13 protein-coding genes and 1 tRNA gene are annotated in these 12,324 nt (G+C 74.7%); 12 read left to right on the top strand and 2 right to left on the bottom strand.

Going from position 1 to position 12,324, the window contains the following annotated elements:
- Positions 1–416: 416 nt before the first annotated feature.
- The 3 genes from alr (at position 417) to tsaE (ending at position 3,449) form a co-directional block, all read left to right on the top strand.
- A complete protein-coding gene (gene alr, locus ACSURM_RS15045) occupies positions 417–1,586 on the top strand; it encodes an alanine racemase (protein WP_436955494.1) in 1,170 nt (389 codons plus the stop codon).
- A 119-nt stretch (positions 1,587–1,705) separates the two neighbouring features.
- Entirely contained in the window at positions 1,706–2,971 is a 1,266-nt protein-coding gene (locus ACSURM_RS15040) for an alpha/beta fold hydrolase (protein ID WP_436955492.1), read from the top strand.
- Positions 2,931–3,449: a tRNA (adenosine(37)-N6)-threonylcarbamoyltransferase complex ATPase subunit type 1 TsaE gene (tsaE, locus tag ACSURM_RS15035; RefSeq protein WP_436955491.1), complete on the top strand. Its 519-nt coding sequence runs from the start codon at positions 2,931–2,933 to the stop codon at positions 3,447–3,449. The genes ACSURM_RS15040 and tsaE overlap by 41 nt, the downstream gene beginning before the upstream one ends.
- Before the next feature lie 38 nt (positions 3,450–3,487).
- On the opposite strand, the gene ACSURM_RS15030 is transcribed toward tsaE, so the two are convergent.
- Complete coding sequence (locus tag ACSURM_RS15030) at positions 3,488–4,045, bottom strand: hypothetical protein (RefSeq protein ID WP_436955490.1); 558 nt, start codon at positions 4,043–4,045, stop codon at positions 3,488–3,490.
- A gap of 134 nt (positions 4,046–4,179) precedes the next feature.
- Here ACSURM_RS15030 and tsaB point away from each other — a divergent pair, with 134 nt between their 5' ends.
- The 9 genes from tsaB to ACSURM_RS14985 all read left to right on the top strand — a co-directional run bounded on the left by tsaB (position 4,180) and on the right by ACSURM_RS14985 (position 11,135).
- Positions 4,180–4,836, top strand: a complete 657-nt coding sequence (gene tsaB, locus ACSURM_RS15025) for a tRNA (adenosine(37)-N6)-threonylcarbamoyltransferase complex dimerization subunit type 1 TsaB (RefSeq protein WP_436955488.1) — start codon at positions 4,180–4,182, stop codon at positions 4,834–4,836.
- A 29-nt stretch (positions 4,837–4,865) separates the two neighbouring features.
- On the top strand, positions 4,866–5,366 hold the full coding sequence (gene rimI, locus ACSURM_RS15020) for a ribosomal protein S18-alanine N-acetyltransferase (protein WP_181795647.1): 501 nt from the start codon (positions 4,866–4,868) through the stop codon (positions 5,364–5,366).
- Positions 5,359–6,456: a tRNA (adenosine(37)-N6)-threonylcarbamoyltransferase complex transferase subunit TsaD gene (gene tsaD / locus ACSURM_RS15015; protein WP_436955487.1), complete on the top strand. Its 1,098-nt coding sequence runs from the start codon at positions 5,359–5,361 to the stop codon at positions 6,454–6,456. The genes rimI and tsaD overlap by 8 nt, the downstream gene beginning before the upstream one ends.
- Positions 6,453–6,710 (top strand): hypothetical protein, encoded by a 258-nt coding sequence (locus ACSURM_RS15010; RefSeq protein ID WP_436955485.1) that lies wholly within the window; start codon positions 6,453–6,455, stop codon positions 6,708–6,710. The genes tsaD and ACSURM_RS15010 overlap by 4 nt, the downstream gene beginning before the upstream one ends.
- Before the next feature lie 115 nt (positions 6,711–6,825).
- Positions 6,826–6,898: transfer RNA gene (locus ACSURM_RS15005), tRNA-Gly, on the top strand.
- Between the two features lie 158 nt (positions 6,899–7,056).
- On the top strand, positions 7,057–8,094 hold the full coding sequence (locus ACSURM_RS15000) for a LacI family DNA-binding transcriptional regulator (RefSeq protein ID WP_436955484.1): 1,038 nt from the start codon (positions 7,057–7,059) through the stop codon (positions 8,092–8,094).
- Positions 8,095–8,247: 153 nt separating this feature from the next.
- On the top strand, positions 8,248–9,303 hold the full coding sequence (locus tag ACSURM_RS14995) for an LCP family protein (protein ID WP_436955482.1): 1,056 nt from the start codon (positions 8,248–8,250) through the stop codon (positions 9,301–9,303).
- Positions 9,304–9,458: 155 nt separating this feature from the next.
- Positions 9,459–9,815, top strand: coding sequence for a YciI family protein (locus tag ACSURM_RS14990; protein WP_436955480.1), 357 nt, complete (start codon positions 9,459–9,461; stop codon positions 9,813–9,815).
- Between the two features lie 39 nt (positions 9,816–9,854).
- Complete coding sequence (locus tag ACSURM_RS14985; RefSeq protein ID WP_436955478.1) at positions 9,855–11,135, top strand: RNA polymerase sigma factor; 1,281 nt, start codon at positions 9,855–9,857, stop codon at positions 11,133–11,135.
- On the opposite strand, the gene ACSURM_RS14980 is transcribed toward ACSURM_RS14985, so the two are convergent.
- Positions 11,120–12,286 (bottom strand): THUMP-like domain-containing protein, encoded by a 1,167-nt coding sequence (locus tag ACSURM_RS14980; protein WP_229926628.1) that lies wholly within the window; start codon positions 12,284–12,286, stop codon positions 11,120–11,122. The two genes, ACSURM_RS14985 and ACSURM_RS14980, sit on opposite strands and share 16 nt — an antisense overlap.
- Between the last annotated feature and the right edge of the window lie 38 nt (positions 12,287–12,324).

The following is a 12,324-nucleotide window of genomic DNA, read 5'->3' as shown; positions in this document are numbered from 1 at the left end:
TGCGGGCACGGGGTTTCCGGGGGCCCGGCGTGTTGTGGGTGCCGGGTTCGCGGGCGGGCCGGTCGTGCCGTGGGTACGGCGTTGCCGGGCGAGCGGGTGCGCTGCGGGCACGGGATTCCTGGGCGACCGGGTGCTTGCGGGTACGGGAGTTCTTCGCGGCCGGACGTGCCGTGGGCACCGGGGTTACGGGCGGGCCGGGCGCGTTGCGGGTGCCGGGTCCGTGGGCGGCCGGTGGTGTCGCGGGTCCGGCCTGACGTGCCGCGGATGCCGGACCCCGGCCCGGTCGGGCCTGCCGGGAGGCCGGGTTGGCGTCGGTGGCCCTTGGTGGCCGTCGGCGGGCCGGGTGGTCGTGGGGAGCCCGGTCGTCGGGCCCGGGCCCCGGGGGCCCTCGGCGGCCTCTGAGAGACTGGGGCGCGATGACTGAGACAGCAGCTGAGCCGACCGCCGCCCTGCGCGCCCGCGCCGAGATCGATCTGGGCGCCCTGCGCGCCAACGTGCGCGCCCTGCGCGCCCGGGCGAAGGGCGCCGCCGTGATGGCCGTCGTCAAGTCCGACGCGTACGGCCACGGCGCGGTGCCGTGTGCCCGCGCCGCCCTCGCGGCCGGTGCCACCTGGCTCGGTACGGCCACCGCCGAGGAGGCCCTCGCGCTGCGTGCCGCCGGGCTGTCCGGCCGCCTGCTGTGCTGGCTGTGGGTGCCGGGCGGCCCCTGGCGGGAGGCCGTCGAGGCCGACATCGACGTGTCGTTGAGCGGCATGTGGGCGCTGCGCGAGGTCACCGCCGCCGCCCGCGCGGCGGGCCGCCCCGCGCGCGTGCAGCTCAAGGCGGACACCGGGCTCGGCCGCAACGGCTGCCAGCCCGGCGCCGACTGGGCCGAACTGGTCGGCGAGGCGCTGCGCGCCGAGGCCGAGGGGCTGGTCCGGGTCACCGGGCTGTGGTCGCACTTCGCGTGCGCCGACGAGCCGGGGCACCCCTCCGTCGCCGCCCAGCTCACCCGGTTCCGGGAGATGGTGGCGTACGCCGAGGAGCGGGGCGTACGGCCCGAGGTGCGGCACATCGCCAACTCGCCGGCCACCCTCACCCTGCCCGAGACCCACTTCGACCTGGTCCGCACCGGCATCGCGATGTACGGCGTCTCGCCCAGCCCGGAACTGGGCACCCCGGCGGACTTCGGACTGCGCCCGGTGATGACGCTCAGCGCCTCGCTGGCCCTGGTCAAGCACGCGCCGGGCGGCCACGGCATCAGCTACGGCCACCACTACGTCACCCCCGGCGAGACCACCCTCGGCCTGGTGCCGGTCGGCTACGCGGACGGCATCCCGCGGCACGCCTCGGGCACCGGCCCGGTGCTGGTCGACGGCAAGTGGCGCACGGTCGCCGGGCGGGTCGCCATGGACCAGTTCGTGGTGGACCTCGGCGGCGACGAGCCCCCGGTGGGGACCGAGGCGGTGCTCTTCGGACCGGGCGACCGGGGCGAGCCCACCGCCGAGGACTGGGCGCAGGCCTGCGGCACGATCGCCTACGAGATCGTCACCCGCATCGGCACCCGGGTCCCGCGCGTCCATGTGAACGAGCGGGAAGCCGGGTAACCCGTCCCGGAGCGACGGCTCAGGACCACCGGCCGCACCGGCGGGCGGTCCGGGACCACCGGCGTCACCATCCGTTTCACCCGTCCAGGCGAACTCCAGCAGGGGAAGAGGAGCGGCACGTGAGCGAGAGCAGCGCGGAGACCGTGGCGGACCTCGTCGCCTCGGCCGCCTCCGCCTCCGCCGCGGGGGCGGCCGGGAGCTGGCGCAGGGCGACCGGCATCGCCGGTGCCGCGCTGGGCGTGCTCGCCGCGGGCGCGGCGGCCGGCGTCGCCGTGGAGCGGATGACGGTGGGGCGCGAGGTGCGCCGCAAGGCCCGGCTGGCGCTGGACGCGGCCGGTCCGTACGGCACCCTGCGGGGCACCCCCGGCACGGCCTACGCCGACGACGGCACCGAGCTGTACTACGAGGTCGACGAGGCCGAGCCCGACCAGGGCGCGGACCTCTCCCCGCGCCGGCGCCGGCTGTTCGGCCGCAAGGCGCCCGCCCCGGTCACCGTCGTCTTCTGCCACGGCTACTGCCTCAGCCAGGACTCCTGGCACTTCCAGCGGGCCGCCCTGCGCGGGGTCGTCCGGACCGTGTACTGGGACCAGCGCAGCCACGGCCGGTCCGGGCGGGGCGTGGCCCAGACCCGGGACCGGGTGCCGGTCACCATCGACCAGCTCGGCCGGGACCTGAAGGCCGTGCTGGACGCCGCCGTCCCCGACGGCCCCGTGGTGCTGGTCGGCCACTCGATGGGCGGGATGACGGTGATGGCGCTGGCCGCCCAGTACCCCGAGCTGATCCGGGACCGGGTGGTCGCCACCGCCTTCGTGGGCTCGTCGTCCGGGCGGCTCGGCGAGGTCAACTTCGGGCTCCCGGTGGCCGGCGTCAACGCGGTGCGCCGCATCCTGCCGGGGGTGCTCCGGGCGCTCGGCCGGCAGGTGGAGCTGGTGGAGAAGGGGCGCCGGGCCACCGCCGACCTGTTCGCCGGGATCATCAAGCGGTACTCGTTCGCGGGCGGAGAGGTCGACCCGTCGGTGGAGCGGTTCGCCGAGCGGATGATCGAGTCCACGCCGATCGACGTCGTCGCCGAGTTCTACCCGGCCTTCACCGACCACGACAAGACCGAGGCGCTCGCCCGCTTCCGGGACCTGCCGGTGCTGGTGCTGGCCGGGGTGCAGGACCTGGTCACGCCCAGTGAGCACAGCGAGGCCATCGCCGGCCTGCTGCCCGACGCCGAGCTGGTGCTCGTGCCGGACGCCGGGCACCTGGTGATGCTGGAGCACCCCGAGGTGGTCACCGACCGGCTCGCCGACCTGCTCACCCGCGCGGGAGCGGTGCCCGCAGGGGCTACCGTAAGTGGCTATGGAACGACCAGCAGCACCAGCAGCGCACGCGGCCGCTGAGATCCGGCTGACGATCACCTCCCCCGAGCGGATGCGGGAGCTGGGCCGACGGCTGGCCGGGCTGCTGCGCGCGGGCGACCTGGTGATGCTCAGCGGGGAGCTCGGCGCGGGCAAGACCACCCTGACCCGGGGGCTCGGCGAGGGGCTCGGGGTACGCGGCGCGGTCACCTCGCCGACCTTCGTCATCGCCCGGGTGCACCCGTCCCTCGGCGACGGCCCGCCCCTCGTGCACGTCGACGCCTACCGCCTGGGCGGCGGCCTGGACGAGATGGAGGACCTGGACCTCGATGTCTCGCTGCCCGACTCGGTGATCGTCGTGGAGTGGGGCGAGGGCAAGGTCGAGGAACTGACCGAGGACCGCCTCCAGGTCGTCATCCACCGCGCGGTCGGCGACACGACGGACGAGGTCCGGCACCTGACGCTGACCGGGCTGGGGGAGCGGTGGGCCGGGGCGGGCCTGGAGACGCTGGCGGGCTGAGCGCCCGGCGGGCCGCGCCCGGCCGGCGGCACGGCGCCTTACCGGATCACCACCACCGGCACCCCGATGGTGGCGAACCGCCACAGCGCGTCGCCGTCCGCCCGGCTCTCCCGGATCCCGCCCGTCTTCACGTTCGGGTCGGCCACCGGGCCGGCCTCGCTGTGCACGGCCGCGCTGAACCCGATCACCACCCCGTCCACGCTGGTGAACCGCACCACGTGCTCGACGGGCAGGCCGTCGGTGCCGGTGGCCGTGTTGGAGCGGGAGGTGACCCAGTACGTGCCCGGCGCGGGATCGACGCTGCCCGGACGCACGGTGAAGGTGTGCCGCACCCGGTTGCCGGCGGCGACCAGCCAGACCCGGTCGTCGTCCACCGAGTACACCACCCGTTCACCCGTCCCGGACCCGTCCGGCAGGGCGGTCGGGTGGTGCCGGTCCCGGGGGGCCTTCGCCTTCGCCGCCGCCGACGCGCTCGCCGCCGGCCCGTCGCGCAGCGCGGCCGGCACGGTCGCCTGGGCTCGCAGCGCCAGGAAGCCGACCGTTCCCAGGGCCGCCGCGGTGAGGCCGGCCACGATCACCGAGCTGGTCCCTGCCACCTGCGCCCACCTCTGCTTCGCGTCCGCTACAAGCCTGGTTTGAGGCATATGTCGTATTCGTGGAGACCGTAGCAGCCGGTGGCCGTTCGTCCCGGGCGGCCGTGCGCGAGCCGCGGGCGCCGTAGGCTGTTCGCGTGCTCTTGCTCGCTCTGGATACCGCAACACCCGCCGTCACCGTCGCGCTGCACGACGGCACGGACGTCATCGCCTCGACGAGCCAGGTGGACGCGCGCCGGCACGGAGAGCTGCTGCTGCCGGCCGTCGACCGGGTCCTCGCCCGGGCCGGACTGAAGCTGGAGTCCGTCACCGGCATCGTCGTCGGCACCGGGCCCGGCCCCTACACCGGCCTGCGCGTCGGCCTGATGACCGCGGACACCTTCGGCCTCGCGCTCGGTGTCCCGGTGCACGGCATGTGCACGCTGGACGGCCTCGCCTACGCCGCCGACATCGAGAAGGGCCCCTTCGTCGTGGCGACCGACGCCCGGCGCAAGGAGGTCTACTGGGCGACGTACGCCGACTCCCGCACCCGGCTGACCGACCCGGCCGTGGACCGCCCCGCCGACATCGCCGAGCGGGTCGCGGGCCTGCCCGCGGTCGGCGCGGGCGCGCTGCTCTACCCGGACACGTTCCCGAGCGCCCACGAGCCCGAGCACGTGTCCGCCGCCGCGCTCGCCTCGCTCGCGGCGGAGCGGCTGGCCGCGGGCGGCGAACTGCCCGCGCCCCGGCCGCTGTACCTGCGCCGCCCGGACGCCCAGGTCCCCAAGAACTACAAGGTGGTCACCCCCAAGTGACACAGCCGGCACCTCCCCGACTGCGCGAGATGCGCTGGTGGGACATCGACCCGGTCCTGGAGCTGGAGCGGGACCTGTTCCCCGAGGACGCCTGGTCCCGCGGGATGTTCTGGTCCGAGCTGGCCCACGCCCGGGGCCCCGAGTCCACCCGGTGCTATCTCGTCGCCGAGTCCGCCGACGGCCGGATCGTCGGGTACGGGGGCCTGGCCGCGGCCGGTGACGTGGCCGACGTCCAGACCATCGCCGTCGCCCGCGACCACCAGGGCACCGGCCTCGGCGCCCGCCTGCTGGCGGAACTGCTGCGCGCGGCGACCGCGTTCGAGTGCCCCGACGTGATGCTCGAATGCCGGGTCGACAACGTCCGCGCCCAGAAGCTCTACGAACGCTTCGGCTTCGTCCCCGTCGGTTTCCGGCGCGGCTACTACCAGCCCGGCAACGTGGACGCCCTGGTGATGCGCCTGACCACCGGATCCGACAGCGGTACCGCCGCCGGGTCCGACCCAGTACAAGGAACCGAGATCAATGACTGACGAACCTCTCGTCCTCGGCATCGAGACCTCCTGCGACGAGACCGGCGTCGGCATCGTCCGCGGCACCACCCTGCTGGCGGACGCCGTCGCCTCCAGCGTCGACGAGCACGCCCGCTTCGGCGGTGTCGTACCGGAGGTGGCGTCCCGGGCCCACCTGGAGGCGATGGTCCCCACCATCGACCGCGCGCTGAAGGAGGCGGGGGTCAGCGCCAGGGACCTGGACGGCATCGCGGTCACCGCGGGCCCGGGTCTCGCGGGCGCCCTGCTCGTCGGCGTCTCGGCGGCCAAGGCGTACGCCTACGCCCTGGGCAAGCCCCTGTACGGCGTGAACCACCTCGCCTCGCACATCTGCGTGGACCAGCTGGAGCACGGCCCGCTGCCCGAGCCGACGATGGCCCTGCTGGTCTCCGGCGGCCACTCCTCGCTGCTGCTGTCCGCGGACATCACCTCCGATGTGCGGCCGATGGGCGCGACCATCGACGACGCGGCCGGCGAGGCCTTCGACAAGATCGCCCGCGTGCTGAACCTGGGCTTCCCCGGCGGTCCCGTCATCGACCGCTACGCCAAGGAGGGCGACCCGGCGGCCATCGCCTTCCCGCGCGGCCTGACCGGCCCCCGCGACCCGGCGTACGACTTCTCCTTCTCCGGCCTGAAGACCGCCGTGGCCCGGTGGATCGAGGCCAGGCGCGCGGCCGGCGAGGAGGTCCCGGTCCGCGATGTCGCCGCCTCCTTCCAGGAGGCCGTGGTCGACGTGCTGACCCGCAAGGCCGTCCGCGCCTGCAAGGACGAGGGCGTGGACCACCTGATGATCGGCGGCGGTGTCGCGGCCAACTCCCGGCTGCGCGCCCTCGCCCAGGAGCGCTGCGAGGCGGCCGGCATCCGGCTGCGCGTGCCGCGCCCCAAGCTGTGCACGGACAACGGCGCGATGGTGGCCGCGCTGGGCGCCGAGATGGTCGCCCGCGACCGGGCCGCCTCCAGCTGGGACCTGTCGGCCGACTCCTCCCTGCCGGTGACCGACCCGCACGTCCCCGGGCACGCTCACGACCACGACCATGTGCACGAGGTCAGCAAGGAGAACCTGTACTCGTGACCGTCGCACTGATGTGGGAGGCGCGGGCCGTCGAGGGGCGGGGCGCCGACCTGCTCGCCTGGGCCCGCGCCCAGCGCCTGGCCGCCGATCCGCTGCGCCGCGAGACCTTCCGCGCGCCGCAGGACCGGGTGCTGGTCGTCACCTGGTGGGACGCGCCGTACGACGCCCCGCTCCCGGAGCTGCCCGAGCCGGATCCGGAGCTGGTGACGCGGACCGTGCACCGGTGGCGGTTCGAGTCGGTGGCGGACGACTGACGCCAGGGGGGGGCTGATGCTGGTGAGGCTCCTGTGACTGGAGTTGCGGAGGCACCCCCTTCCTGCGCTATGATCATCACACAGCGAACGGCCGGAACACCGGCCCGGAGCCAGTGCGTTGGTGGTCCAAGGAAAGACGCCCCGCTTCCTGCGGGGAGATGCAGGTGCAAGGCCTGCCCGGCGCTCCACTCGACACCCCGCCCCCGGGACACCGGAGGCGGGGTGTCCGCGTTGTGCGGGCTGCGAAAGTTTCGGCTCAGTTTTCGGACTCGGTTCCGAAAGTTTCGAGGGCTTCGCGGATGCACAGTTCTTCGTCGCGGGCTCCCGCGCCGCTACGATCGCCCGTATGAAGCCTCCGAAGCCCGCAGCAGCACAGACGGCGACCCTCGCCGAGATCGCCCGGGAGGCCGGGGTCTCCGCCCCGACTGTTTCGAAGGTCCTCAACGGCCGTGCCGACGTCGCCCCGGCGACGCGCACCCGGGTGGAGGAACTGCTGCGCTCCCATGGCTACCGGCGCCGACGTGCCGAGGCGTCCCGCTCACCGCTGATCGACCTCGTCTTCCACGAACTGGAGAGCGCCTGGGCGCTGGAGGTCATCCGGGGCGTGGAGAACGTGGCCAGGGACGCCGGGCTGAGCGTGGTGCTGTCCGAGTCGGCCGGCCGGCTCACCCCCGGCCGCACCTGGGCCGACCAGGTCGCCGCCCGCCGCCCGCACGGCGTGGTGCTGGTGCTGTCGGACCTCGACGAGTCCCAGCGGGCCCTGCTGACCAGCCGCTCCGTGCCGTTCGTGGTGATGGACCCGGCCGGCGACCCGGGCCCGGACGTGCCCTCCATCGGCGCCACCAACTGGCAGGGCGGGCTCGCCGCCACCCGGCACCTGGTGGAACTCGGCCACACCCGGATCGGCGCCGTCAGCGGCCCGTCCCGGATGATGGGCAGCCGGGCCCGGATGGACGGCTACCGGGCGGCGCTGGAGACGGCCGGGCTGCCCGTGGATCCCTCGCTGGTGCTCGCCGGAGACTTCCACCACGACGCCGGGTACCGCCTGGGCCTGGAGCTGCTGCGCCGCCCGGACCGGCCCACCGCCGTCTTCGCGGGCAACGACCTCCAGGCCCTCGGCCTGTACGAGGCCGCCCGCGAGCTGGGCCTGCGCATCCCGGAGGACCTCAGCGTGGTCGGCTTCGACGATCTGCCGGTGGCCCGCTGGGTGGGCCCGCCGCTGACCACCGTGCGGCAGCCGCTGACCGAGATGGCCGAGGCCGCGGCCCGGCTGGTGCTGGAGCTGGGGCGGGCCGAGGACGAGCGGGCGACGACCCGGGTCGAGCTGGCGACGAGCCTGGTGGTGCGCTCCAGCACCGCCGCTCCCGCGCGGACCGGAAGCTGACGTACCGAGGCCCCCGGTCCGGCGTGGCCGTCTCCCGCGCCGGCACCTCGTCCAACGGTCCGGCGCCGACCGCAAGATGAGAATTTCACAAGAAAACCGGCTTGCGCCGAAAGCGCTAACAGCCCGTTCATCATTCGGACTTATGTTCCTGTCGTGACGCGACACGAGGAGCAGGACGAGACGGGCAGACGGACGGGCCGGCGGCCCAGGGCGCTCCGGATTGCCGGCCTGACCCTGGCGGGCACCCTGGTGCTGGCCGTGGCGGCGGCGGGCTGGGCGTACTGGCATCTGAACCACAACATCACCAGCGTCGACATCGACAGCGCGCTCGGCGACGACCGGCCCGCCCGCGCGATGTTCACCCCCGCCCCGGCCGCCTCCGCCGACGGCTCCCCGGTGCCCACCGGCTCGCTGAACATCCTGGTCCTCGGCTCGGACTCGCGCAGCGGCGCGGCCAACCGGGAGCTGGGCGGCGGGGACAGCGAGGGCGCCCGGTCCGACACGGCGATGGTCGTGCACCTCGACGCGGGCCGGACGACGGCGACCGTGGTCAGCATCCCGCGCGACACGCTTGTCACCCGCCCGTCCTGCCCGCTCGGCTCGGGCGGCACCTCGGCACCGGCGTACGGCGCGATGTTCAACAGCGCCTACGAGGTGGGCGGTCCGGTGTGCGCGGTGAAGACCGTGGAGACCCTCACCGGTGTCCGCATGGACCACTATCTCGAGATCGACTTCTCCGGCTTCGCCCGGCTGGTCGACGCGCTCGGCGGGGTGGACGTCACCACCGACCAGGACATCGACGACGACCAGAGCCACCTGCGCCTCCCGGCCGGCACCCACCACCTCGACGGCACGCGGGCCCTGGCGCTCGCCCGCACCCGGCACGGCATAGGCGACGGCAGCGACCTGGGCCGCATAGGGCTCCAGCAGACGCTGGTGAAGGCCCTGCTGGAGCAGGTCTCCGACGCCGGACTGCTCACCGACCCGGCCCGGCTGTACCGGGTCGCCGACGCCGCCACCGCCGGCCTGACCACCGACACCGGACTGGACTCCCTGGGCGAGCTGATGAGCCTCGGCCGGAGCCTGGAGGGCCTCACCGCCGACCGGGTGACGACGGTGACGATGCCGGTCGTCACGGCCCCCTCCGACCCCAACCGCGTGATCCCCGAGGAACCCCGGGCGAGCGAACTCTGGGCGTCCCTGCGCTGAACTTCGGCGGTTCTGGGGGTGTTCGGGGTGCACGGAGCGGGCGGCGGAGAAATCTCCCGGGATTTTTTCCGGTCGCGTGTCGATCCTGGCGTCTCCCGTTCGACGTACAGGTGTGCGGCGGGGAACGGCCCCGCCGCCCGACCGAGGGAGACACCATGCCCCGCTACCTGTCGCTCGTGCGCATCGACGAGTCCACCGCGCCCGCCGGGGGCCCCAGCCCGGAGCTGATGCGGCGGATGGGCGAGCTGATCGAGGAGATGACCAAGGCCGGGGTCCTGCTGGACACCTCCGGGCTGACCCCGGCCGCGCAGGCCGTCCGGGTGGCCTGGGACGGCGAGCGGACCTCCGTGACCGACGGGCCGTTCGCCGAGTCCAAGGAGGTCGTCGGCGGCTACGCTTTCATGCAGTGCAAGGACCGCGCCGAGGCCCTGGAATGGACCCGGCGTTTCCTGAGCATCCACGGCCCGGAGTGGACCATCGCCTGCGAGCTGCGGGAAATCGTTGAGCACTGAGTACTGAGCCACTTGGCCGAAAGCCTCGCGCGGTGTTGCATGTGGGCTGTGCGATCACAGCCCACGGCAGACCGGCCGACCCCCGCCCAGGCCATCGAGACCGTCTTCCGGCTCCAGGCGCCGCGAGTGATCGCCGTCGTCACGCGGATCGTGCGGGACGTCGGCATCGCCGAGGAACTGGCGCAGGACGCGCTGGTCGCCGCGCTGGAGCAGTGGCCCCGGGACGGGGTGCCCGACAACCCCGGCGCCTGGCTGACGGCCACCGCCCGGCGCCGGGCGATCGACCTGGTCCGGCGCCGTGAGGTCTACGCCCGCAAACTCGCCGAGATCGGCCGGGACCTGGAGACCACCGCGCCGCCCGAGGAGCCCGCCGACCCCGACGGCATCGACGACGACCTGCTCCGGCTGGTCTTCACCGCCTGCCACCCGGTGCTGACCCCGCAGGCCCGCACCGCGCTCACGCTGCGCCTGCTCGGCGGCCTGACCACGGCCGAGATCGCCCGCGCCTTCCTGCTGCCGGAGCCGACGGTCGCGCAGCGGATCGTCCGCGCCAAACGCACCCTCGCGGCGAAGAACGTCGCCTTCGAGGTGCCGTACGGACCCGACCGCGCCGCCCGCCTCGGCTCCGTCCTGGACGTCGTCTACCTGATCTTCAACGAGGGGTACGCGGCCACCGCAGGCGACGACTGGCTGCGCCCCGGCCTGTGCGAGGACGCCCTGCGGCTGGCCCGGCTGCTGTCCGGGCTGATGCCCGGGGAGCCCGAGGTGCACGGCCTGACCGCGCTGCTGGAGTTCCAGGCGTCCCGCACCCCCGCCCGGACCGCCCCCGACGGCACACCGGTGCTGCTGCGGGACCAGGACCGCCGCCGCTGGAACCGCATGCTCATCGCGCGCGGGGTGCACGCCCTGGAGCGCGCCGGAGCCACCGCGGCGGGACCGCCGGGACCGTACGCCCTCCAGGCGGCCATCGCCGCCTGCCACGCGCGCGCGTACACCTACGAGGAGACCGACTGGCGGGCCATCGCCGCCCTGTACGGACTGCTGGCCGCCCGCGCGCCGTCCCCGGTGGTCGAGCTGAACCGCGCGGTCGCCGTGTCGATGGCCGAGGGCCCGCGGCGGGGCCTGGAACTGGTGGACGCCCTGGCCGCCGAGCCCGCGCTGCGCGGCTACCACCTGCTGCCCAGCGTCCGCGGCGACCTGCTGTCGCGGCTGGGACGCGCCCCCGAGGCCCGCGAGGAGTTCCTGCGGGCGGCCGGGCTGACCCGCAACGAACGCGAACGCGCGCTGCTGCTGCGCCGGGCGGATCAGCCCAGCGGCTGACCGATCAGCATCGTCGGCGCCCCCGCCACCCGAGTGAGGAAGACGGTGGCCGCGTTCGGCCCCTGCGGCCGCACCTTGCGGCGCAGCTCCTCCGGTTCGACGGCCGAGCCGCGCTTCTTCACGGTGAGCGTGCCGACCTCGCGCTCGCGCAGCAGGGCTTTGAGCCGCTTGACGTTGAAGGGCAGCCGGTCGGTGATCTCGTAGCCGGTGGCGTAGGGCGTGGGCCGCGGCTCGTCGGCGGTGACGTAGGCGATGGTCGCGTCCAGCAGCCCGCCGCCGAGTTCCTCGGCCACCTCCGCGACCAGGTGCGCGCGGATGACCGCGCCGTCCGGCTCGTACAGGTACCGCCCCACCGGCCGCACCGCCGGGTCGGGCAGCCCGCGGCCGAGCAGCGTGCGCGGCCCCGGCAGCAGGGTGGCCCGTACGGCGCCCGGTGCCCCGGTGCCGAACCACAGCACGGCCTCCTTCACGTCCCCGCCGTCCGAGATCCACTCGGCCTCGGCCTCGGCCGGAACGATCTCGTGCGGGATGCCGGGCGCGATCTTCAGCGCCGCGCGGGGCGCCCGGCGGGCCGTCTCGACCGCCCAGGACAGCGGCGGCGAGTACGCCTCCGGGTCGAACACCCGGCCCCGCCCGCCGCGCCGGGCCGGGTCCGCGAACACCGCGTCGTACCCGGCGGTGTCCACCTCCGTCACATCGGCCTCGCGCACCTCGATCAGCTCCGCGAGGCCCAGCGCCTCGGCGTTGGCGCGGGCCGCCGCCGCGGTCAGCGGGTCGCGGTCCACGGCCAGCACCCGGATCCCGGCCCGCGCCAGCGCGATGGCGTCCCCGCCGATGCCGCAGCACAGGTCGGCCACGGAGGTCACGCCCAGCTCCGTCAGCCGCCGCGCCCGGTACGCGGCCACGCTCGCCCGGGTGGACTGCTCGACCCCGTTCGGGGTGAAGAACATCCGGCCGGCGTCCTCCGCCCCGAACTTCGCCACCGCCCGCTGCCGCAGCCGGGCCTGGCCCAGCGCGGCCGAGACCAGTTCGGCGGGGTGGTCGCGGCGCAGCCGGGTGGCCACCGCGAGTTCCCGCGCGGGCTCGGTGTCGCGCACCTCGTCGAGGAGGGCGCGGCCTTCGGGGGTGAGGAGCAGAGCGAGGTCGTTCACCGGCTCATTGTGGGCCAGTCGGTGGATGGTGCGCCCGC

The sequence above is a fragment of the Streptomyces sp. SudanB182_2057 genome (assembly GCF_964272715.1).
Classification (GTDB): Bacteria; Actinomycetota; Actinomycetes; order Streptomycetales; family Streptomycetaceae; genus Streptomyces; species Streptomyces rubradiris.
The sequence above is the reverse complement of the archived record's forward strand: the minus strand, read 5'-3'. Positions and strand labels throughout refer to the sequence as shown.

Bases quoted from the DNA above. Each gene is read 5' to 3' on its own strand.
- rimI (WP_181795647.1), top strand. From the start codon at position 4,866: ATGCGCTGGTGGGACATCGACCCGGTCCTGGAGCTGGAGCGGGACCTG.
- ACSURM_RS14990 (WP_436955480.1), top strand. From the start codon at position 9,459: ATGCCCCGCTACCTGTCGCTCGTGCGCATCGACGAGTCCACCGCGCCC.
- tsaD (WP_436955487.1), top strand. From the start codon at position 5,359: ATGACTGACGAACCTCTCGTCCTCGGCATCGAGACCTCCTGCGACGAG.
- tsaE (WP_436955491.1), top strand. From the start codon at position 2,931: ATGGAACGACCAGCAGCACCAGCAGCGCACGCGGCCGCTGAGATCCGG.
- alr (WP_436955494.1), top strand. From the start codon at position 417: ATGACTGAGACAGCAGCTGAGCCGACCGCCGCCCTGCGCGCCCGCGCC.
- ACSURM_RS14985 (WP_436955478.1), top strand. From the start codon at position 9,855: ATGTGGGCTGTGCGATCACAGCCCACGGCAGACCGGCCGACCCCCGCC.
- ACSURM_RS15000 (WP_436955484.1), top strand. From the start codon at position 7,057: ATGAAGCCTCCGAAGCCCGCAGCAGCACAGACGGCGACCCTCGCCGAG.